Source organism: Sorangium sp. So ce204 (assembly GCF_051526795.1).
GTDB classification, from domain to species: Bacteria; Myxococcota_A; Polyangia; order Polyangiales; family Polyangiaceae; genus Sorangium; species Sorangium cellulosum_B.
Map to the genome: position 1 here is coordinate 3,445,600 of NZ_CP150317.1, position 23,075 is coordinate 3,468,674.

Sequence of the window (23,075 nt, forward strand, 5' to 3'; positions counted from 1 at the left end):
TTTCGTTGCACCCGAGCGCCGCGAAGAGGCGCGCCGGCCCCGCGCGGGGCCGGCATGGGGCCGGTCGATGCCCGGCGCCGGCCCGCTCAGGGCGCCTCGCGCCGGGCCCGCTCGATGAGCGCGCGGAGCTTCCGGGCGATGGGCTCGACGCCGGGCGCCTGCAGGATCGAATAGTGGTCGCCCCGCACGCGCTCGACCTCGACGCCCGAGGGCGCCAGCCGCCGCCAGGCGTCCACCGCGTCCGGCGATGAAGCCCGCCCGTCGATGGCCTGAAAGACCGTGATCGTCCCGCCGTACGGTCCGGGCTCATAACCATAGAGAGCCTTCATGTTGCTCATGAAGACACGGCGCAGCGCCGGCAACGCCTCCTCGGGGGGCGGGCTGCCACCCGCGACCCGGGCCAGATCGTTGTCGAACAGGGCGTGAAGGAGGTGATCCGTGTCCGTGGGCGGCGCCCCGGGCCGGACGCCCTCGACCTGCGCGTCGATGAGCGCGAGCACCTCCACGCGCTGCTCGCTGCGCTCGAGCTGCCGCGCCATCTCGAACGCGACGACGCCTCCCATCGACCAGCCGCCGAGCAGGTAAGGCCCCGACGGCTGCACCGACCGCACCGCGCTCACGTAGAGCGCCGCCATCTGCTCCACGCTGGCCGGCGGCGCCTGGGCCCCGTCCAGCCCCGGGGACTGCAGCCCGTAGAACGGCTGCTCCGCGCCGAGCTGCCGCGCGAGCTCGCGGTAACACAGGACGTTGCCCCCCACGGGGTGGACGCAGAAGAACGGCCGCCGCTCGGCGCCGGGCGTGATCGTCACGAGCGGCGAGCTCGGATCGAGGCGCCGCTCATCGCGGAGGAGCGCGGCGAGGCGCTCCACCGTCCCCCCCTGGAACAGCGCCGCGAGCGGCAGCCGCTGGCCGGTGCGCGCCTGGATCTCCGCCATGAGCCGCACGGCCAGGAGCGAGTGGCCGCCGAGATCGAAGAAGTCGTCCCGGACGCCCACGCGCTCGGCGCCCAGCACCGCGGCCCAGATCGCCGCGAGATCCCGCTCCAGCGCGTCCCTCGGCGCGACGAAACTCTCGGCCGCGCCGCTCCGATCGGGCGCCGGGAGCGCCTTGCGATCGACCTTGCCGTTCGCGTTGAGCGGCAGCGCGTCGAGCAGCACGACGAACGCGGGCACCATGTACTCGGGAAGGAGCTCCCTTGCGTGCTCCTTCAGCAGGGCGGCGGAGCGCGGCGAGCCCGCGGCCGGCACCACGTACGCCACGAGCTGCTTGTCCCCCGGCCGATCCTCCCTGGCCACGACGACCGCCTCGGCCACGCCCGGGTGCCGCTTGAGCGCCGACTCGATCTCGGCGAGCTCGATCCTGAAGCCCCTCACCTTGACCTGGTGGTCCAGCCGGCCGAGGAACTGGAGCTCACCGCTCGGCAGGTACCGCGCGAGGTCGCCGGTCTTGTACATGCGGGCCCCGGGCAGGGGCGAGAACGGATCGGGCAGGAACACGTCGGCCGTGCGCCGGGGATCCCGCAGGTAGCCGCGCCCCACGCCGACGCCGCCCACGAACAGCTCGCCAGGAACCCCGATCGGCGCGGGCTGACTCCGCCGATCGAGGAGGTAGAGGCGCATGTTCGCGACCGAGCGCCCGATGGGGACGTGCGCCGCGGTGGGCACCTCCCGCACGCGGTGATGCGTCACGTCGTCGGAGCACTCGGTGGGACCGTACGCGTTGAGGAGCGGCACCGCGGGATAGGCCTCGATCCACTGCGCGCACAGCTCCGGCGGCAGCGCCTCTCCGGTGGCCACCATCCACCGGAGCCCCGAAAGCTGCGGCGCGCGCTCCGATGACCGCGCCTCCGCCAGCACCGCGCGAAGCATGGAAGGGACCAGCTCCACGATCGAGATGCCGTGCTCCTCGATCGCGGCGAGCAGCCGGGCGGGATCCCGGACGACCTCCTCTCCCAGGATGTGAACGCGACCCCCGAGGAGGAGCGCGACGAGGAACTGCCAGACCGAGATGTCGAAGCACTGAGACGCGGTCTCCGCGACGCAGTCCTCCGCGGTGAGCTCGAGATCCCGCACCTTCGCGAAGAGGTGGTTGAGCATGCCGCGGTGCTCGACCATCGCCCCCTTGGGAGCTCCCGTCGAGCCCGACGTGTAGATGACGTAGGCGAGGTTCGACGGGCGAGCGTGCGGCAGCGGAGCGCGCGCTATCTCGGCGCCCGGCGTGAGCGCCTCCTCGAGGGGAATGACCTGCGGCGCGGCCGCCATCCCCGAAAGGGCGCGCCGCAGCGCGGCCTCGAGCGGCCCTGAGACGAGCACGCGCCGCGCGCCGCTGCTCTCCAGCACCTGGGCGATCCTGTGAGGCGGGTGGAACGGATCGAGCGGCAGGTAGGCGCTCCCGGCCTTCCACACGCCGAGCATCCCGCCGAGGAAGTCGAGGCCGCGCTCCGCGAGCAGCGCGATCACCTCGTCCGGCCCCGCGCCGTGGCGCACGAGCGCGCGGGCGAGGGCGTCCGCGCGCTCGTCGAGGTCCCGGTAGCTCAGCGTTGCTCCACCCTCGCCCACCGCGGCGATCGCGCCCGGCGTCCGCTCCACCTGGGCCTCGAAGAGCGTCGTGAAGCACTCCTCCTCGGGGAACGGCATCTCGGTGCGGGTCCAGTCGTCGAGGAGGGTCCGCCGCTCGTCGGCGGGCAGGAGCGGCAGCGACGAGATCGGGCGGGTCGGGTCGCGCACGATCCCCTCGAGGAGCTGCTCGAGGTGCGCCGCCATCCGGGCGATCGTGGGCGGATCGAAGAGATCGGCGTTGTACTCGATGTGCCCCCCGAGCTGCTGGTCTGCCTCCGTCAGCGCCAGGGTCAGGTCGAACATCGCCGTTCCGGTGAAGACCTCCTCGGTCTCCAGCGCCTCGGCCCGCGAGGCGCCGGTGGGGTCCTGCAGGATGAACATGACCTGGAAGAGAGGCGCGTGGGCGCGGCTCCGCGCCGGGTTCAGCTCCTCCACCAGCTTGTCGAACGGCAAGTCTTGATGCGCGTACGCTTCCAGCGCTGTCCGGTGCACCCGCTCGAGCAGATCGAGGAAGCTCGGATCGCCGGAGAGGTCCACGCGCAGCGCGACGGTGTTGAGGAAGAAGCCGATGAGCCCGTCGAGCTCCTGCCTGCTCCGCCCGGCCACGGGGGAGCCCACGACGATGTCCTGCTGCCCCGAATAGCGGTGGAGCAGGACCTGGAAGGCCGCAAGGAGCGTCATGAACAGCGTCACCGCCTCGCGCCGGCTGAGCGCCTTGAGCGCCTCGGTCATCGCGGCGGAGACGCGGATCGCGTGCCGCCCGCCGCGGTAGCTCAGCACCGGCGGCCGCGGGCGGTCCGACGGCAGCTCGAGCACGGCGGGGACGCCGGCGAGCGCCTGTTTCCAGTAGGAGAGCTGCGCCGCGAGCGACTCCTCGCTCAGCCACTGCCGCTGGCTCACGGCGAAGTCGGCGTACTGGATCGGCAGCTCGGGCAGGGGAGAGGGCCGGCCGCTGGAGAACGCCTGGTAGAGCGCCGTGATCTCGCGGGCGAGCACCCCGAGCGACCAGCCGTCGGTGATGATGTGGTGGAGCGCCACGACAAGCACGTCCTCGGCGTCGCGGAGGCGCAGCAGCTCGACGCGCAGGAGCGGCCCCTCGTCGAGATCGAACGGCTCGAGCGCCAGCCGGAGGTGCCGCTCGCGGGCCGCGTCCATCCGCGCGTCCGGCCGCAAGCCCCGCAGATCGGTGACCGGCACAGGGACCTTCGCCGGCGGGGCGATGCGCTGGACCGGCCGCCCGTCGACGCTCGGGAAGCTCGTGCGCAGGATCTCGTGCCGCCTCGACAGCTCCGTCACGCTCCGCTCGAGGGCGACCGGGTCGATGGCCGACGAGAAGCGCACGCTCCACGCCACGTTCTGCGCGACGCTCTCGGGGCTCAGCTGGTGCAGGAACCACATGCGCTCCTGCGCGAGCGAGAGCGGCAGCGGCCCCGCTCGCTCGACGCGCCGGAGCGGCAGGAGCTCGGCGGCGCCGGCGCTCGCCTCGATGTGCCGGGCGATCGCCGCCACGGTGGGCGACTGGAAGATGAGCCCGAGCGGCAGATCGACGCCGAAGGCGCTCCTCAGCCGGGCCACCACCTGGGTCGCGAGGAGCGAGTGCCCGCCGAGCGCGAAGAAGTCGTCCTCGACGCCCACCCCGGGCACGCCGAGCGCCTCGGCCCAGATCTGCGCGACGCGGCCCTCGACCTCGGTGCGCGGCGCGACGAAGGTCGAGCTGGCCATCGCGTGCTCCCCCGAGGGCCGCGGGAGCGCCTTGCGATCGATCTTGCCGTTCGCCGTGAGCGGGAGCGCGCTCAGCGCCACGACGACCGACGGGACCATGTAGTCCGGCAGCCGATCGCGCACGAAGCGCTTGATCTCCGCCTCGTCCACGGACCGCTCCGGCGCCGGCACGACATAGGCCACGAGCCGCCGGTCCCCGGGGGTGTCCTCGCGGACCGAGACAACCGCGGCCGCGACCGCCTCGTGCTGCGCGAGCATCGCCTCGATCTCGCCGAGCTCGATGCGGAAGCCCCGCAGCTTGACCTGGTGGTCCGTGCGGCCGAGGAACTCGACGGTGCCGTCCGGCAGCCATCGCACCCGGTCCCCCGTCCGGTACATGCGCGCCCCCGCGTCGCCGGAGAAAGGATCCGGCAGGAACCGCTCCGCGGTCAGCGCCGGGCGTGACAGGTAACCTCGCGTGACGCCCTCGCCGCCGATGTACAGCTCCCCCTGCACGCCGACAGGCACCAGCTGGAGGTGGCGATCGCAGACGTAAAGCGCTGTGTTGTCGATGGGCCGCCCGATGGACGCCCACCCCGCCCCGGCCGCCCGCTCGACGAGGTGCGTGGAGGACCAGATCGTCGTCTCCGTGGGGCCGTACATGTTGAGCAGCGCGCCAGGGAACGTCTTGCGGATCTCCTCGACGAGATCGAAAGGCAGCGGCTCACCGCCGAGGAGCAGCGCGCGCAGGCTGGACAGGGCGGCCGCCGCCGAGGGCTCCAGCATCATGCCGCGCAGCAGCGACGGCGTGCACTGGAGGTAATCCACCTGATACCGCTCGATCTGCCGCGGCGCCGAGGTGTCCTCCAGGCTCCGCCGGTCCTCTCGCTCGCTCAGGCGCTTCAGCTCGTCGAGGTACGGCAGGCTCGCGAGCACGGCGTCGGGTTCGACGCCGAAGTCGATGAGGCAGCCGATCTCGTCGACCCCGATCTCCTTGAGCTGGGCGACCCGCTCCAGGCAGTCGCTCGGCGTCCCGAACAGGCCGCTCGTCTCGACGTACCTGTCGAAGGCGTGGGAGACGAGCAGGTCCAGGTCCTCCTCGCGGACAGCGCCGTCCAGATCGATGCCCAGGCTGCGGCCGAGCCCCCTCATCAGATCGGCCGAGCTGCGCAGGTAGCTGCGGAACGGCGCGCTGATCCGGGCGCGCACCAGATCGGCGTCCCGCTCGACGAAGGTGTGCAGCATGAGCGTGACGTGCCCCTCGCCCTCGTGCCCCGCGCGGCGGCGCGCCTCGCGGTAGATCGCGATCCGCTCCGCGAGATCCTCGATGCTCTGGCCGAGCAGGTGCGTGAGGATGTTCATCCCGCCCCGGCCCGCGGCCTCGAACGTCTCCGGGTTGCCCGCCGCCGTCAGCCAGACGGGCAGCTCGCGCTGCACCGGTTGCGGCCGGATCTGGATCTCCGTCGGTGTCCCCGCGCCGTCCGGGAACGTCAGCCGCTCGCCGCGCCAGAGCCTGCGGACGGCGTCGATGCCTTCCAGCATGATCCGCTTCCGGTCCGCGTACCGCTCCGGGGCCAGCACGAAGTCGCGCGCGTGCCAGCCTGACGCGAAGGAGACGCCGACGCGGCCGCGCGAGATGTTGTCGAGGAGCGCCCACTCCTCCGCGATCCTGACCGGGTGGTGCAGCGGGACGACGACGCTGCCGGCGCGGATCGCGACCCGCTCCGTCATGGCCGCGATCGCCGCGCCGACGACCGATGGATTGGGGTACAGACCGCCGAACGCGTGGAAGTGGCGCTCGGGCGTCCACACGGCCATGAAGCCGTGGCGGTCCGCGAACCTGGCTCCTTCCCAGAGGAGCCGATACCGGTCGCCGCCGCCCTGGTCGGCGTCATCGGCGAAGTAGAAGAGGCTGAAGCCGAGCGGCCGGCGCGCGCCGGGGCGGCCCTTCGCCTGCCGCCGCGGCGCCCGGCGCCGCTGCTCGCCCTGGAGGATCACCGTCAGGCCGCGTGTGAGCGTCCACAGGAGCTCCAGCACGGAGATATCGAAGGAGATGCTCGTGACCGCGAGCCAGCGCGCCCCCGGCGCGACGGGAGCGACGGGCCCGAGCGCTCGATCCATCGCGCTGAAGAAGTTCGCGACGCTCCGGTGGGGCACGACGACGCCCTTGGGTTTCCCCGTCGAGCCCGACGTGTAGATGACGTACGCGGCGTTGGCCGGGCGTGCGCCGGCCGCGGGCGGCGCGCCCGTCTCCGGCCGGCCCTGGCCCCTGCCGAGCATCACCGCGCGCGCCTTCGAGCCTGCGAGCCGCGTCGTGAGGTGCTCTTCGGTCACGACCACCGGCGCGCCGGCGTCGTCGAGCATGTAGCCGATGCGGTCCGAGGGGTACGAGGGATCGAGCGGCAGGTAAGCGCCGCCCGCCTTCAGGATGCCGAGCAGCCCCACGAGCATCTCGATCGACCGCTCCGCGCACAGGCCCACGATCACCTCGGGCCCGACGCCGAGCGAACGCAGCTCGCCCGCGAGCGCGCCCGCCCGCGCGTCGAGCTCGCGGTACGTGATCTCTTCGCCCTCGAACACGCACGCTGTCGCGTCCGGCGTCCTGCGGACCTGAGCGCTGAGCTGCTCATGAATGCACGCGTCGGTCGTCCATGCCGCGCGTGTCGCGTTCCAGCCCGACGTGACGAGCCGCAGCTCGTCCTCGTCCATCACGGTGGCCTCGGACAGGCGGCGATCGGGGCTCGAGGCCGCCGACAGCAGCAGCGCGCCGAGGCGCGAGGCCATCCGGGCGATCGACGCGCCGTCGAAGAGGTCGGCGCTGTACTCGAAGTACCCCTCGAACCCGTCCTCGCCGCTCCTCAGGGAGAGGGTGAGGTCCACCATCGAGGTGCCCGGATCGAGCTCCACCGGGCGCGCCGCGAGCCCCGGCAGGGCCGGGAGATCGACCTCCCGGTCCGGGAGCAAGATCAACATCGCCTGGAACAGCGGCGAGAAGCTCTGGCTGCGCGCCGGCCGCAGGTGCTCGACGACCCGCTCGAAGGGCACGTCCTGGTCCGCGTAGGCCTCGACCGCGACGTCGCGCACCTGCGAGAGCAGCTCCCGGAAGGTCCGGGCGCGGGACAGATCGACCCGCAGGACGACGGTGTTCGTGAACATGCCGAACAGCCCGCTCAGCTCCGGCGGGCGGCCGGCGACGGCGGAGCCGACGCACACGTCGTCCTGGCCCGCGCAGCGCCCCAGCAAGAGCGCGAAGCCGGCGAGCAGCGCCATGTACGGGGTGACGCCCTCCTGCCGGCAGATCGCCTCCAGGGCCTCGCGGAGAGCGCGGGGGAAGCGCACCGGCGACCTCGCGCCCCGGTAGGTCTGCGCCGCGGGTCGAGGGCGGTCCGCCGGCAGCTCGAGCAGCTCCGGCGCGCCGGCCAGCCTCGCGCCCCAGCGCGTGAGCTGATCCGCGGCGACGCCGCCGTCGAGGCGCTCGTGCTTCCAGAGGACGTAGTCGGCGTACCCCAGCGGCAGATCCGCGAGCCCGGGCGGGAGCCCTCGCGAGAAGGCCCCGTAAAGCGCCGAAAGCTCCCTGGCGAGGACCCCGAAGGACCAGCCGTCCGCCACGAGGTGGTGGGCCACGACGAGCAGCACGTGCCGCCGCGGCTCGATGCGCAGGAGCGTGGCGCGCGCGAGCGGGCCGCGCGTGAGCTGGAACGGGCGCCGCGCCTCCTCGCGCGAGCGCCGCTGCGCCTCGACCTCCCGGGCGGACAGGGGCAGGCCCGTCAGGTCCACGATCTCGAGCGGCAGCGCCCCCTCCGCCGCGATCACCTGGACCGGCTTCCCGTCTCGCTCCTCGATGCTCGCGCGCAGCGGCTCGTGGCGGCGCGCGATCGCGTCGAGCGCGCGCTGCAGCGCCGCCACGTCGAGCTCGCCGGAGAGATCGACGGCGACAGGGATGTTGTAGACGGGGTTGTCGGGATCGAGCTGCGCCAGGAACCACAGGCGCTGCTGCACGGGGGCGAGCGGCAGCGGGCCCGGCGCTCGGCGGGACGTGAGCGCGGGAGCCAGCGCCGGCGCCAGCCCTCCCGCCGGCCGCGACGCCGCCGCGCGCTGCGCCGCCACGTGCCGCGCGAGCGCGTCCGGGCTCGGACCGCGCAGGAGCACGTCGAGCGGCACCGGCGCGCCGAGCTCCTGCTCGAGGCTCGAGGACAGCTCGACAGCGCGCAGCGAATCCAGGCCGTAGCGCGTGATCGGCGCCTCCGGATCGAGCCCGCCCGCGGGCCCGCCGAGCGCCCTCGCGAGGTAACCGCAGAGCCACGAGCGCAGCTCCTCCACGGTCGCCGCGTCACCTCGGGGCGCCGCGCGCGGCGGCGCCGGCTGGATCGCGGGCGCCGCGGCCGCGTCCGCGTCCGCTTCCAGGCGCGCGCCGCTCCTCACCTCGTCGGCGCGCCAGAGCAGCTCGGTCTGGAGCTCTCCGCCGAGGAACGCCGCGCGGCACGCGTGCCGCTGGATCTTGCCGCTGGAGGTCTTGGGAATGCTGCCCGGCGGCAGGAGCGCCACCGCGTGCGGCTGCAGGTCGTGCTCCATGGCCAGCCGCTCCCGGATCGCCCCGATCGCCGCCTCGCAGGCCGACAGGCGCGCGCGCAGGTCTCGCTCCTTCCGGACGTCGATCTCCAGCGCGAGGGCGAGCCGCTCCTCGCCGTCGACCTCCACCGCGAACGCCGCCGAGCACCCCGACCGGATCGCCGGGTGGCTCTGCTCGACGGTGAGCTCGATGTCCTGCGGGTAGTGGTTTCGGCCGCGGAGGATGATCAGGTCCTTGCGCCGCCCCGTGACGAAGAGCTCCCCGTCCTTCAGGAAGCCCAGGTCGCCCGTGCGGAGGAACTCGCCCGGCTCGCCGGTCGCGAGCCGCGCGCGGAAGGTGCCCTTCGTCTCCTCGGCGCGACCCCAGTAGCCCTGGGCCACGCTGGGACCACGGAGCCAGATCTCGCCGACGTGCCCGGCGGGGCAGGCGGTGAGCGTCTCGGGGTGCACGACGACGAGCTCCTGGTCCGGCAGCGAGCGGCCGCAGCCGACGAGCAGCCGCGCCCCCGGCTCACCGGCGGCCGCCTCCTCGGCGCGCCCCTGCTCCAGCGCCGCCGCGCTCGAGGCGCCGACGATGGCGCCGCTGCCCGCTTCCCCGCCGGAGACGATGAGCGTCCCCTCCGCGAGCCCGTAGCAGGGATAGAAGGCCGTCTTCCTGAAGCCGCACGGCCCGAAGGCCGCCGCGAATCGATCGAGGGTCTCCGCCCGCACCGGCTCCGCGCCGCAGAAGGCGACCTCCCACGAGCGCAGATCGAGGGCGCGCCGCTCCTCGGGCGAGCTCTTGCGAACACACAGCTCGAAGGCGAAGTTCGGTCCGCCGCTGATGGTGGCTCCTTCCTCCGAGATGGCCTGCAGCCACAGCAACGGGCGCCGCAGGAACGTCAGCGGGGACATCAGCGCCACGTTGAACCCGTGGTACAGCGGCTCGAGGATGCCGCCGATGAGCCCCATGTCGTGGTAGGGCGGCAGCCATATCACCCCTGTGCTGCCCCGGTGCGCGCCGAAGCACCGTGAGATGCTCTCCAGGTTGTGCAGCAGGTTGCGGTGGCTCAGCATCACCCCCTTCGGGGTGCCCGTGGATCCCGACGTGTACTGGAGGAAAGCGAGCGACGCCGGGCCGACCGCCGGCGGCCGAAAGGCGCCCTCGCCCTCCGCCGGCAGCTCGTCGGTCGCGACCCAGCGCGCCGCGCCGAGCTCCGGCGCGCGCTGGAACAGGTGCACGGCCATCGACGTGATCGCGCCCGTGGAGAGCACCAGCCCGGCCCGCGCGTCCTTCAGGATGGCGCAGAGCCGCGGCAGCGTCCGCTCGATGCGCGCAGGATCCGGCGGGTACGCCGGCACGGCGACGAGCCCCGCGTAGACGCAGCCGAAGAAGGCGACGATGTACTCGAGCCCAGGCTCGTACAGCAGGATCGCCCGCTCTCCGGGCTCCGCGACCTGGCGGAGCGCGGAGGCGACCTGGCGGGCGCGGCGGGCGAGGTCGGCGTAGCTCATGCGAGCCACGATCTTCCCGCTGTCGTCGCGGAAGCTGGTTCCGCACGTCTCGGCGCTCCGCGCCTCGAGCAGATCGATCAGTGTGGCGTACCGCGGTTGCTGTTCGAGCGTCGTCATCTACAAGCTACCTCTGTTACAGACGGCATGTTCACGCCGGCGACATCGAGCTTCCTGATCGCCGTCGCCACCGGACGGACGCGCCACGCGAGGCGCGCGGTTCATTTGCCTCAGCGCGCCATCTCGAAGAAAAAGTCGTCGACCACGACGCGCTGGCCTCGCGCGCTCGCGACGTCGTAGACCCATCGGCCGACCGCGAGGTCGAGCACCCCGAGCCCGAAGGGCGAGAAGATCGCCGGCTTGTCGCGGCCGATCCGGCGCTCGCCGCGCATGAGCTGGGCGAGGGTCCCTGTCACGAAGCTCCGGCCGCCGCTCAGCCTCTCCGCGAGGTGCGGCGACGTGCTCGCCTTCATCACGTGCTCGACGTCATCCACGATGTTGTAGGACCCGAGCAGGATCTCCGGCGCGAGATCGCGGAGAGAGATGTTGAGCACCAGCGGGTTGTGCGCGAACAGCGCCGGATCCAGGATGTAGGGCTCGCCCGCGACGGTGGCGAGGACGACGAGATCGCTGCCCGTGATCGCGGCCTCGGCGCTTGAGACGCAGTCGATCGCGCCGTGGCGACCCGGCTTGCACACCTGGGTCGCGAACCGCTGCGACTCCGCCTGATTCAGATCGTGCAGCAGCACCGACCCGATCTCCCAGCCGAGCGCGAGGAGGAAGTCGTAGATGTACCTCGCGATGAGGCCGTTGCCGATGATGCTCAGCCTGTTCACCGCGCGCTTGCCGCCGTTCATCCACTCGGCCGCCAGCGCCGCCGAGCCGGCCGTGCGGGCGGCGGAGATGATCGAGCTCTCGAGGCAGGCGAAGGGGTAGCCCGTCTCGTAGCTGTTCAGGAGCAGCGCCGCCGAGGCCCGCGGGATCCCCCGGCGAATGTTGTCGGGGTAGCTCGCGATCCACTTGATGCCCGAGACGCCGACGTCTCCCCCGAGGAACGCGGGCAGCGCGATGATGCGGTTCTTCGGCTGCTCCGGGAACCGCAGGAAATAGCTGTCCGGGTTCACTGTCTGCCCGTCCTCGTGCATCAGGTAGGCGCTCTTGACGCGCTCCACGCAGGCCGGGATGTCGGCGTGGATGATCTCGTGGATCACCTTGCCCGTAATGATCGAGAAATCCATTCTGATGCGATCTCCGTTGTCTCACGCTGGCCCCGAGCCTGGCGTCGCTCCCCCGAGGCAGCGCGATCGCCGGTCAGAGACATGGGTTGAAAGCTGGTGGTCGGCCGCCCGGGCTCCGCTCTGCCTCGCTCGTCACGAGGCGCGAAAGGAGAGCCCCTCTGACCGGATCCTCCGGGGCGTGTCCTCTACGCGCCGAGCCTGGACGTCCAGGCGTCATTGAAGATGGTGTCAGCGTACGAGATGCCGCGGTCGGCGCAGACGAACAGCACCGAGGGGCGGCTCGTGGAGCGCATCCTCGGGAGGAGCTTCTTCACCGCGGCGTAGCACGAGCCGGATGAGCCCCCGACGAGCAGCCCGTGCCGCGTGAGGAGCTCGCGGCAGGCGCGCACGGTCTCGACCTCCGAGACGAGGACGACGTCGTCGATCTTCGCCTCGTCGACAAGCTTGGATCGGACGCTGGCGCCGATGCCGGCGATGTGCCGCGGCCCTGGAGCGCCCCCGAAGATGACCGAGCCTTGCGCGTCGACGGCGATGATGCGTGCGTTCGGGAACGCCTCCTTCACCCGCCGGGAGATGCCGGCGATCGTCGCTCCTGTGCTCACGCCCACGAAGACGTAGTGAAGCTCGGAGAAGGCCGAGCAGATCTCCTCGCCCGTGAAGCGGTAGTGGGCCCCGACAGCGTCCATGTTGCCGTACTGGTTGGTCCAGTACGAATCGTGGATGCTCTCCCGCAGCTCCCGGAGCTTCTGGAGCCGCGCCTTCAAGTAGCCGCCCATGTCGTCCGGCTCGGTCACCTTGACGACGCTCGGGCAGAGCCTTCGCAACAGGGACTCGTAGGCCTCCGTGGTGTTCGGATCGATCACCGGGATGAACTCGAGGCCGAGCTGGCGCGCGTAGAACGCGAGCGCGACGGCGAAGTTCCCCGAGGAGGACTCGATGAGGACGGTCTTGTCGTGGATCTCACCCCGCTTGATCGCCTGGTGCAGGATCCAGAGCGCGGGGCGATCCTTCAAGCTCCCTACCGGGTTGTGCCCCTCGATCTTGGCGAAGAGCTTGACCCCATCACACTCGAGGGGGAGCACGGTCGTTTCTCGAAGGGTCCCCAGGAGCGAGGTGACCTTCGTCAAGAGTTTTTCAGCCATGGGAGTCCACTCTCGTGAGCTAACGTGAAGTCCATTCCACGGGGCGACCTGAGCGAGCTCCGTTCCGCTGGCTGAACGGGCGGCGAATGACTGTATTTGAAGGTGATTGACGGAGACTGACGGAGACTGACGGAGACTGACGATGACCGCTGGAAACTGATCGCGACGGACGACGAACGACGGCTTCGAATTACAGGCCCGTCGCCCCACCAGCGAGGAGGCGCTCGATACAGCGCTGGACCGAGAGCGCCTCACGCAAGCTGGCGAGGGTGTGCGAGCCGCCCTGCATCATCGCCGCGAGGTGGTCGAGCAGCGCCGTCCGGTTGCGCGCGAGGGCCTGCTCCGGCGTCGCGGGGCAGAGATCGACCCAGCCCGCGCCGTCCTGGATCTCGGCGCTATACCAGTGGTGGGTGCGGCCCGCTCCACGCTCGCCGATCAGGGTGAAGGCGTTGAAGTCGTCCTCTTCTCCACCCACGCAGGCGCTCACCTCGAGGGGAATGGCCCCCGCGGTCAGCCGGGCATGAATCGCTGTCTCCGACCCGATGCCGTCCGCCGGGAAATCGACGCGCGAGCGCTCGACGCGCAGCGCCCCGAGCACGCGCTGCGCCAGGAACACGAAATGCGACAGCACCTCGCGGACAAAACCGCCCTCCTGCCGGCCGGCGAGCCAGCCGCCGGCCGGCTGCCACGGTCGAGGCCACGCGCGAAACGAGGCGTCGATGCGCGCCTGCCGCACCTCGCCGAGGCGCCCGGCGCGCAGCGCGTCCCAGAGCGCCTGCACCGGCGGCGAGACGGCGAAGCCGAAGTTGACGGCGGCGCGCACGCCGGCCCGCTCGAGCCGATCCACGGTCGCCGCCGCCGCTTCGACGTCCACCGCGAGCGGCTTCTCGCACAGGATCGCCTTGCCCGCCCCCGCGGCGAGGCGCAGGTGATCGAGGTGGGTCGCCGGCGGCGAGGCGATGTAGATAAGTTCAACCGGAGCAGCGACCACCTCGTCGGCGGTCCTCCGCCGGCAAGCCCGGTCGAACGCCTCGATGCGCTGGGTCACCTCGGCGGATGGGTCCCACGCAGCGACGACCTGGAAATCGGGGCGCTGCGCGAGGAGGCGAGCGATCCGCTCGCCGATCGTGCCGAAGCCGATGATTCCAACGCCAATCTTGCGCATAACCAGCCGTCCATGCTGAATTTGACGGACGCCGGTGGGATATACTACGGAGCCACCTCACAAAGCAAGCGTGACCCACGCGTCTTCGATCCTCGCCTCCCGTCATGCCCCGTCATGCCGCTCGATGAATGTCATGCGAACGTCATGCGGGGTGCGCCACGCATTCGCGTCGTCCGGTTCGGGTGGAATGATGCGCACACGCTCTCTGGTCATGCTGGGGCGCGTGTTCGCAGATGCCTTTGAGCAGCAAGCGCGCTCCTCGCAGGAGAGCTCCTGTCGAGTCGAACGTGCGAAGCACGCTCGACGACGGCTGAGCTCGGCGTGCCTCCGATAGCGGCTGAGCTCGTCACCGCTCCTCCGCAGCTGCGCGTGACCCCGGCGTGATCCATGGCGCCAGCCTCATCGCTGCTGCGTTCTCCGTAGGCGCATCAGGCCGTTCCTTCGTGCCGCACGCCGAAACGACAGGAGCCGCGCGAGCTGCGCAGATCCGCGGGTGCTCATCGCTTCGTTCGCAGTAGATTCTGCCGCCGGAGGCAACCGAGGGATGACCGGAACGTCGGACGAACAGCAGACGAGCGGCCATGTGGAGGGCGCTGGCCTGCAGGCGACGGCAGCGCGGCTCGCCGACGCGGCGTGCGAGGGCGTGGCGCCTCGGCTGCCGCGCGCCACCTACCGCGTGCAGCTCAACAAGGACTTTACCTTCGAGCAGGCGCGCCAGGTCGTCGCCTACCTCGACGCCCTCGGCGTCAGCGATCTCTACTCGTCGCCGTTCTTCAAGGCGCGGCCGGAGAGCATGCACGGCTACGACCTCGTCGACCACAACGCGCTCAACCCGGCGATCGGCGAGCGCGCCGACCTCGACCGGCTCACCGGCGAGCTCGCGGCGCACGGCATGGGCCTCCTGCTCGACTTCGTCCCCAACCACATGGGCGTCGGCACCTCCGACAACGCCTGGTGGAACGACGTCCTCCAGAACGGCCCGAGCTCGCTCTACGCGCCGTTCTTCGACATCGACTGGGCGCCGCTCAAGACGGAGCTCAAGCACAAGGTGCTGCTCCCCGTGCTCGGCGACCACTTCGGCCGCGTGCTCGAGCGCGGCGAGCTCAAGATCGAGTTCGACAGCGGCGCGTTCGTCCTGCGGTACTTCGATCACGTCTTCCCGGTGAACCCGCGGACGTACGGCATGATCATCGGGCCGCTCGTGCCCGGGCTCGTCGCCGCGCTCGGCGAGGAGCACGACGCGCTCCTCGAGCTGCAGAGCATCCTGACCGGGCTCCGCAACATGCCGCCGCGGACCGAGACGCAGCGGGCCAAGGTGATCGAGCGGCGCCGGGAGAAGGAGATCCTCAGGCGGCGGCTCGCGTCGCTCGTCGCGGACTCGCCCGACGTCGCGGCGGCGGTGGCCGAGGGCGTCCTGCGCATCAACGGCAAGCCGGGCGATCCGCTGAGCTTCGACCCGATCGAGGCGCTGCTCGAGGAGCAGGCCTACCGCCTCAGCTTCTGGCGCACCGCCGCCGAGGAGATCAACTACCGCCGGTTCTTCGACATCAACGACCTCGCCGCGATCCGGATGGAGCACCGGCCGGTGTTCGCCGAGGCGCACCGCCTCGTCTTCGAGCTCTGCGAGCGGGGCCAGGTCACGGGGCTGCGCATCGACCACCCCGACGGCCTCTGGGACCCGATCGGCTACTTCGAGCAGCTCCAGCAGGGCTACCTGATCGAGCGCTGCCGGCGCCGCTTCCTCGCCGAGGCCTCGGACGAGCCCGAGCCGAAGAGCTTCCTCGACCCGCGCCGCCGCCCCGAAGCGCGCTTCGCCCGGCTGGAGCCGGCCCTCCGCGCGGCCCTCTCGGAGCGCGGCGCGGGCGGCTCGCCGAGCACGCCGCTCTACGTCGTCGTCGAGAAGATCCTCGCGCGCGGCGAGACGCTGCCCGAGGCCTGGCCCGTCCACGGGACGAGCGGCTACGACTTCACCGCGCTCGTGGGCGAGCTCTTCGTCGACGCCTCGAGCGAGGGGCCGATGACCGCGATCTACGAGCGGTTCATCGGCGAGCACATGCCGTTCGAGGCGCTCGTCTACGAGAAGAAGAAGGTGATCCTCCGGACGGCCCTGGCGAGCGAGCTCAACGTGCTCACCCACGCCCTGAACCGCCTCACCGAGCGCGACCGCCGCTTCCGCGACTTCACCCTGGGCTCGCTGAACGAGGCGCTGCGCGAGGTCATCGCGTGCTTCCCGGTCTACCGCACCTACATCAACGATCGGACGCCGGCGATCTCCGATCACGACCGCGTCGCCATCGGCCGCGCCGTCGCGCTCGCGCGCCGGCAGAACCCGACGATGGAGGCCTCCATCTTCACGTTCGTGCGCTCGGTCCTCATGCTCGACGGCACGGATCTCTTCCCCGAGGAGGACCGGCACCTCTTCTGCGACTTCGTGATGAAGTTCCAGCAGCTCACCGGGCCGGTGATGGCCAAGGGGCTCGAGGACACGTCGTTCTACATCTACAACCGGCTCGTGTCGCTGAACGAGGTCGGGGGCGAGCCCGAGCGCTATGGATCGAGCGTCCTCGCGTTCCACCGCGGCAACGTGCAGCGGCACCGGGCGTGGCCGTACTCGATGCTCGCGACGTCGACGCACGACACGAAGCGGAGCGAGGACGTGCGGGCGCGCATCAGCGTGCTCTCGGAGCTGCCGTCGGCCTGGGAGGAGGCGCTCCACCGCGCCGCCGCCGCCGCCGCGCCGCTCAAGGCCGAGATCGAGGGCCGCCTCGCGCCGGACAGCAACGAGGAGTACCTCTTCTACCAGACCCTGCTCGGCAGCCTGCCGATCGAGCCGCTGCTCGGCGCCGCCAGCGGCCCGCGCGCGCCCGAGGGCGACGCGCTCTCGGCGTACGCCGACCGCCTCGCGGACTACATGCGCAAGGCCACGAAGGAGGCGAAGGTCAACACGTCCTGGATCGACGCGCAGCCCGAGTACGACGCCGCCGTCGAGGCGTTCGTCCGCAAGGCGCTCTCGTCCGCGGAGGTCGTGGGCGCGCTCCTGCCGCTCGCGCGCGTGGTCGCGTACCACGGCATGTGGGGCTCGCTCTCGCAGACGCTCCTGAAGCTCACCTCGCCGGGCGTGCCCGACATCTACCAGGGCAACGAGGTGTGGGACTTCAGCCTCGTCGATCCGGACAACCGCCGCTCGGTCGATTACGCCGTGCGCGAGCGGGCGCTCGCGGAGATCCGCGCGCGCTCGCGGCCCCGCGGCGGGGGCCGCGCGCTCGCGCGCGAGCTCTGCGCCGAGGCGCGCGACGGCCGCGTCAAGCTGTTCGTCACGCACGTCGCGCTCGAGCTGCGCCGGCGCCACCCCGCGCTCTTCGGGGCCGACGGGGACTACGTGCCGCGCGCCGCGATCGGCGAGCGCGAGGCCCACGTCGTCTCCTTCGCGCGCCGCGCGCCGGACGGGCGCTCGATCGTCGTCGTCGCGCCCCGGTTCAGCGCGCGGCTGCTCGGCGGCGCCTGCTCCCCGCCGATCGGCGCGGCGTGGGCCGGCACCTCGGTCGACGTGGAGCCCGGCCTCTACACGGATCTCTTCACCGGCGCCGAGCTCGAGGCGTCGCTGCCCGCCGCTCCGCCGCGCGGCTCGGGCGCGCCGCCCGAGCCGGGCGACGGCGCGTCGCTCCCGCTCGACCGCGTGCTCTCCGATTTCCCCGTCGCCCTGCTCCTGCGGGCGGCGCAGCGAGGCCAGTGACATGAAGGCGAAGCGCACGATGGGCGCGTGGCTCGAGGGCGGCGCGGTCCGCTTCCGCGTCTGGGCGCCCGACCACGATCGGATCGAGATCGTCACCTACGGGGCCGACGGCCAGGAGGTCACGGGCGCGCTGCCTGCGGCCCCGACCGGCGGCGGCTACTTCGAGGCGACGGCGCCGGGCCTCGGGGCCGGCGCGCTCTACAAGGTGCGGATCGACGGCGAGGGGCCGTTCCCGGACCCGTACTCCCGCGCGCAGCCGCTCGGGGTCCACGGCCCGTCGGCGGTCTTTGACCCCTCTTTCGCGTGGACCGACGCGGGGTGGCGGGGCGTCGCGCTCGAGGATCTCGTCCTCTACGAGGTCCACGTCGGCGCGGCGACCCCGGAGGGCACGTTCGACGCGCTCATCGGGCGGCTCGCCGATCTCCGGGAGCTCGGCATCACGGCGATCGAGCTCATGCCGGTCGCGAGCTTCCCGGGCGAGCGCGGGTGGGGGTACGACGGGGTCGACCTCTTCGCGCCGCTCGCGGCCTACGGCGGCCCGGCGGGCCTGCGCCGCCTCGTCGACGCGGCCCACGCCGCGGGGATCGGCGTGATCCTCGACTGCGTCTACAACCACTTCGGCCCCGACGGGAACTACCTCCGCGCGTACGCGATGCGCTACTTCACCGATCGGCACAAGACGCCCTGGGGCGACGCGGTGAACTACGACGGCGAGGGCGCCGAGCAGGTCCGCGCGCTCGTCCTCGAGAACGTCGAGATGTGGATCCGCGACTTCCACATCGACGGCCTCCGCCTCGACGCGACCCACGCGATCGTCGACGACTCCGATCCCCACATCCTCCGGGAGATCGGCGAGCGCGCGCGGGCGGCCGGCGAGGGGCGGCGCGTCCTCGTGATCGCCGAGGACAGCCAGAACGACGCGCGCCTCGTGACGCCCGTCGAGCAGGGCGGGTACGGCCTCGACGCGGTGTGGTCCGACGACTTCCACCACGAGCTGCGCGTCCTGTTCGCCGGGGATCGCGACGGCTACTTCGAGGATCACACGGGCACCGCGGAGGACATCGCGGCGACGATCCGAAAAGGGTGGCTCTACGAGGGGCAGATCTCCAAGCACGCGGGCAAGCCGCGGGGCACGCCCGCGGATCCGGTGCCGCCGCCGCGCTTCGTCCACTGCATCCAGAACCACGATCAGATCGGCAACCGCGCCGCCGGCGATCGGCTCGGGGACAAGGTGAGCCCGGCGGCCTTCCGGACGATGTCGGCGCTGCTCCTGCTCACGCCGTACACGCCGCTGCTGTTCATGGGCCAGGAGTGGAACGCGCGGACGCCGTTCCAGTACTTCACCGATCACGAGGCCGAGCTCGGCCGGCTGGTGACCGAGGGACGCCGGCGCGAGTTCCAGTACTTCGCGGCGTTCGCGGGCGCGGAGGTGCCCGATCCGCAGGATCCGCGGACGTTCCAGCGCTCGAAGCTCGACCACGCCGAGCGGCAGCGGCCCGAGCACGCCGGCGTGCTCGCGTGGTACCGCGAGCTCCTCCGCCTCCGCGCCTCGCACCCCGCGCTGCAGAGCCGCGCGCGCGGCGCCTTCTCGGCCGACGCGCTCTCGCCGGACGCGATCTGCATCGAGCGCCGCGGCGGCGGGGCCGCCGTGATCGCGCTCTGCGCGCTCCGGGGCGCGCTCTCGCTCGACCTCGGCCGCCCGGAGGCGCGGGCGCTCGCGTTCAGCGAGGAGCCGAGGTTCGGCGGCGCGGCGCGGCGGCCCCCGATCGAGCGCGGCTGGGTGGAGCTCGAGGGGCCGTCGGTCCTGATCGTCGAGGTGCCCGACGCCTCCGGGGCGCGATGCTGAAGCCCGTCACGTTCACGCCCATCGGCGTCATGCGCACGCCGTTCTCCGACAAGGTGAGCGCGCCGCGGCAGCCCCATGCCGCGGGCAGCGCGGAGGGGACCATCGAGCTCGTGCCGGGCCTCGGGCTGGAGCACGCGCTCTCGGACATCGAGGGGTGGGACTACCTCTGGGTGGTCTTCTGGTTCCACCTCAACGAGGGGTGGCGCCCGAAGGTGCTGCCCCCGCGGAGCGCCGGCAAGCGGCGCGGCGTGCTGTCGACGCGCTCGCCGCACCGCCCGAACCCCATCGGCCTCAGCGCGGTGAGGCTCCTCGGGGTGGACGGGCTCACCCTGCGCGTCGGCGGCGTGGACATGATCGACGGCACGCCGGTGCTCGATCTCAAGCCCTACGTGCCGTACGCGGACGCCCACCCGCACGCGCGCACCGGCTGGCTCACGCCGCTCGCGGAGGAGCCGGGCGGGGCGGCGCCGGTCGACCCCGAGCCCGGCTTCGAGGTCGCGTGGTGCGCGCGCGCCGCCGAGCAGGCCGCGTGGATCGAGGAGGCGCACGGCTTCGCGCTGCGGGAGCGCGTCGACCGGGTGCTCGCGCTCGGCCCGCAGCCGCACCCCTACCGCCGGATCCGCGCCGACGGGGACGCGATGCGCCTCGCCGTGACGTCGTGGCGGGTGCGGTTCAGGGCCGAGGGGCGGCGGATCGACGTGCTGTCGGTGGCGACGGGCTACCGCGAGAGGGAGCTCGTCGGCGGCGAGGGCCCCGATCTCGAGGCGCACCGGCGGTTCGTGGAGCGGTTCGGCCGCGGCTAGCGGCGCGGCCAGCGATCGACGCTCGACCAGCGCGCCGCCTGCTCGCGCTCGCCAGGCACGCGCAGATCGCCTGGTATTCCTGGGATCTCGCGTGACGATTCACGCTCGCGCCGCTTGCAGCACGCGCTCGAGGCGGACAAATGCTGGGTGTGTTCATCGGGGACATCTGGCCTGGGTTTCGAGCCGGCGCGCTCGACGGAGATGCCTGCTGACGGTGCGGTCGGAGCGTTGCTGCGGGTTGGCTGATCAGGCGGTGCGCCCCCGCCTCTGCGCCCCCTCGCCCGTCCCGCACGCGGCCCCGCCCGAAGACGGCCGCGGCGGCAGGGGGCAGGCCGCGGGGGAGCTGCAGCTGAAGGCGGCCCTCCTGGATGGGCTCGGCGAGGCGGCCCTCGCGTGGGAGCTCGGCGGCGCGAGCGCCATCGTGTATTTCGGCGCCGGGGCCGAGCAGCTCTACGGCTTCCCGGCGCGCGACGCCCTCGGGCGGTCGAGCCACGAGCTCCTGCGCGCTGTCCTGCCGGCGCCGCTCGCGCAGATCGAGGCGGCGCTCACGCGCGACGGCCTCTGGGACGGCGAGATCCGGCGCACGACCCGCGACGGCCGGGAGATCCTCGTCGAGAGCCGCCTGCGGCTCGTGGAAGGGGCGGAGCGCCGGCGGCTCGTCGTGGAGACCGGGCGCGAGAGCACCGCCCAGCGGCGCGCCGAGGAAGCGCTGCGCGACAGCGAGGCGCGCTTCCGCAAGGTGGCCGATCTCGCGCCCGTCATGAGCTGGATGACGGGCGCCGACGGCGGCTGCACGTACGTGAGCCGGGGCTGGCTGGACTTCTCGGGCCAGACCGAGTCGGCGGCTCTGGGCATCGGCTGGCTCGACGCGGTGCACCCGGAGGACCGGTCGGTGGCCATCGAGGCGTTCGTGCGGGCCAGCGAGCGGCGCGACGCCTACAGGGTGGATTTCCGCGTGCGCCGCCGCGACGGCGTGTACCGCTGGTGCATCGACTCGGCCGCTCCGCGGCTCGGCCCGGGCGGCGAGTTCCTCGGCTATGTCGGCTCGATCATCGACATCACCGAGCGCAAGGAGGCCGAGCTCCAGCTGGGGGAGCGGGAGGAGGGGCTGCGCCGCGCCATCATGGCGACCTCGTTCCCCATCATGATCTACGCCGAGGACGGGCACGTCGTCTGCGTCAACAGCGCGTGGACGGACATCAGCGGCTATACCCGCGAGCAGATCCCCACGGTCACGGCGTGGCTCGACAGGGCGTTCGGGGCGAGGAGCGCTGCCATCCACGCCCGTGTGGCGTCCCTGTTCGACATGGATGAGGCCTCGGGCGAGAACGAGCTCACCCTCACCACGGCGAGCGGCGCCGAGCGCACGTGGGTCTTCAGCTCCGCTCGGCTGGGGAGGGACGCGGCAGGCCGGCGGCTCCTGGTCACCATCGCCTACGACATCACCGAGCGGAAGCGGGCCGGCGTCGCCTGGGAGGCGACGCTGAGGGAAGCGGACCAGCGCAAAGATGCTTTCCTGGCGATGCTGGCGCACGAGCTGCGCAATCCGCTCGGGCCCGTCCGCAATGCGGTGGAGATCCTGCGGAGCACCGGGATCGAGGAGCCGTCGCTCCTGCGGGCGTGCGGCGTGATCGAGCGGCAGGTCGCGCACATGGCCCGGCTGGTGGACGACCTCCTCGACGTGTCCCGCGTGGCGCGCGGGAGGATCCAGCTGAGGGCGGAGCGCTGCGACCTGCCCCGGCTGCTCCGGCAGACCGCGGAGGACTACCGCAGCACGCTGGAGGCGAGCGGCCTGGAGCTCCGGCTGGATCTGCCGATCGAGCCGCTCTGGGTCTCCGGCGATCCCACGCGCCTGTCGCAGGCGGTCAGCAACGTGCTCCACAACGCCAACAAGTTCACCGACGCCGGAGGTCGGGTGACGGTCGCGCTGTCGGCGACGCCGGACGGCTCCGCCGTGATCCGCGTCCGCGATACAGGCGTCGGCGTGGAGCCGGCGACGCTGGCGCGCATGTTCGAGCCGTTCAGCCAGGCCGAGCGCAGCCTGGACCGCAACCGGGGTGGGCTCGGGCTGGGGCTGGCGCTCGTAAAGGGTCTTGTCGAGCTCCACGGCGGCGCGGCGTCGGCCGAGAGCGCGGGCGTCGGCCACGGGACGGAGATCGTCCTCCGCCTGCCGCTCGCGCGCGGGCCCGAGGCGTCCACGGAGCGCGCCGGGCCGCCGCCGGGCCCCGACTCGAGGTCGGCGGGCGCCGTGAGGTCGCTGCGCGTCCTGATCATCGAGGACAACGAGGACGCCGCCGAGATGCTGCAGGCGCTCCTCGCGATGAACGGCCACCAGGTCGAGGTGGCCCTGTCGGGCGCCGCGGGGGTCGAAGCGGCCCGCTCGTTCCGGCCGGAGGTCATCCTGTGCGACATCGGCCTCCCCGGCGGGATGGATGGCTGCGGCGTGGCGCGGACCTTGAAAGCCCTGGAGGAGAGCGCGGACGTCGCCCCTTCGCTGATGATCGCGCTGACGGGTTATGGCCAGGAGCGGGACCAGCGCCGGGTCCGCGAGGCCGGGTTCGATATGCACTTCGTCAAGCCGATCGATCCGGGCTCGTTGCAGAGCCTCCTGGCCTCCGTGGCGACGCGGGCGTGACAGCGACGAGGGCGCTGGTGTGACAGCGACGAGGGCGCTGGTGTGACAGCGACGAGGGCGCTGGTGTGACAGCGACGAGGGCGCTGGCGTGACAGCGACGAGGGCGCTGGCGCGCCGCTGCGCCGGCCCGGCGGCTCGATGTGGCTCGCTCGCACACAGGCGCTGGCTCGACCTTTGAAAAGGCCTCCGCCTCA

At 72.3% G+C, this 23,075-nt stretch carries 8 protein-coding genes; 4 read left to right on the forward strand and 4 right to left on the reverse strand.

The features are described 5' to 3' along the window. Window positions 1-86: 86 nt before the first annotated feature. The 4 genes from WMF22_RS13140 to WMF22_RS13155 all read right to left on the reverse strand — a co-directional run bounded on the left by WMF22_RS13140 (window position 87) and on the right by WMF22_RS13155 (window position 13,864). Window positions 87-10,439, reverse strand: coding sequence for an amino acid adenylation domain-containing protein (locus tag WMF22_RS13140; protein ID WP_438035981.1), 10,353 nt, complete (start codon window positions 10,437-10,439; stop codon window positions 87-89). Window positions 10,440-10,549: 110 nt separating this feature from the next. Beyond that, on the reverse strand, window positions 10,550-11,557 hold the full coding sequence (gene sbnB / locus WMF22_RS13145) for a 2,3-diaminopropionate biosynthesis protein SbnB (protein WP_437299436.1): 1,008 nt from the start codon (window positions 11,555-11,557) through the stop codon (window positions 10,550-10,552). A 185-nt stretch (window positions 11,558-11,742) separates the two neighbouring features. Then, window positions 11,743-12,699 carry a 2,3-diaminopropionate biosynthesis protein SbnA gene (sbnA, locus tag WMF22_RS13150; protein WP_438035982.1) on the reverse strand — a complete coding sequence of 319 codons (957 nt, stop codon included), beginning with the start codon at window positions 12,697-12,699 and terminating at the stop codon, window positions 11,743-11,745. A gap of 190 nt (window positions 12,700-12,889) precedes the next feature. Then, window positions 12,890-13,864, reverse strand: a complete 975-nt coding sequence (locus WMF22_RS13155) for a Gfo/Idh/MocA family protein (RefSeq protein ID WP_438035983.1) — start codon at window positions 13,862-13,864, stop codon at window positions 12,890-12,892. A 544-nt stretch (window positions 13,865-14,408) separates the two neighbouring features. On the opposite strand from WMF22_RS13155, the gene treY reads away from it, so the two are divergent. The 4 genes from treY to WMF22_RS13175 all read left to right on the forward strand — a co-directional run bounded on the left by treY (window position 14,409) and on the right by WMF22_RS13175 (window position 22,881). Then, window positions 14,409-17,597, forward strand: coding sequence for a malto-oligosyltrehalose synthase (gene treY, locus WMF22_RS13160; RefSeq protein ID WP_437299439.1), 3,189 nt, complete (start codon window positions 14,409-14,411; stop codon window positions 17,595-17,597). Window position 17,598: 1 nt separating this feature from the next. Further along, the gene (gene treZ / locus WMF22_RS13165; RefSeq protein ID WP_437299440.1) at window positions 17,599-19,443 is read left to right on the forward strand and encodes a malto-oligosyltrehalose trehalohydrolase; all 1,845 of its coding nucleotides are present in this window, start codon (window positions 17,599-17,601) and stop codon (window positions 19,441-19,443) included. Further along, a complete protein-coding gene (tsaA, locus tag WMF22_RS13170) occupies window positions 19,437-20,246 on the forward strand; it encodes a tRNA (N6-threonylcarbamoyladenosine(37)-N6)-methyltransferase TrmO (protein ID WP_437299441.1) in 810 nt (269 codons plus the stop codon). Before treZ ends, tsaA begins: the two co-directional genes overlap by 7 nt. Window positions 20,247-20,499: 253 nt before the next feature. Beyond that, window positions 20,500-22,881 carry a PAS domain S-box protein gene (locus WMF22_RS13175; protein WP_438035984.1) on the forward strand — a complete coding sequence of 794 codons (2,382 nt, stop codon included), beginning with the start codon at window positions 20,500-20,502 and terminating at the stop codon, window positions 22,879-22,881. The last annotated feature ends 194 nt before the right edge of the window (window positions 22,882-23,075 follow it).

What these genes read in the sequence shown, in the direction of transcription:
- WMF22_RS13140 (WP_438035981.1), bottom strand. Translation starts at nt 10,439, where the DNA reads ATGACGACGCTCGAACAGCAACCGCGGTACGCCACACTGATCGATCTG.
- sbnB (WP_437299436.1), bottom strand. Translation starts at nt 11,557, where the DNA reads ATGGATTTCTCGATCATTACGGGCAAGGTGATCCACGAGATCATCCAC.
- sbnA (WP_438035982.1), bottom strand. Translation starts at nt 12,699, where the DNA reads ATGGCTGAAAAACTCTTGACGAAGGTCACCTCGCTCCTGGGGACCCTT.
- WMF22_RS13155 (WP_438035983.1), bottom strand. Translation starts at nt 13,864, where the DNA reads ATGCGCAAGATTGGCGTTGGAATCATCGGCTTCGGCACGATCGGCGAG.
- treY (WP_437299439.1), top strand. Translation starts at nt 14,409, where the DNA reads ATGACCGGAACGTCGGACGAACAGCAGACGAGCGGCCATGTGGAGGGC.
- treZ (WP_437299440.1), top strand. Translation starts at nt 17,599, where the DNA reads ATGAAGGCGAAGCGCACGATGGGCGCGTGGCTCGAGGGCGGCGCGGTC.
- tsaA (WP_437299441.1), top strand. Translation starts at nt 19,437, where the DNA reads ATGCTGAAGCCCGTCACGTTCACGCCCATCGGCGTCATGCGCACGCCG.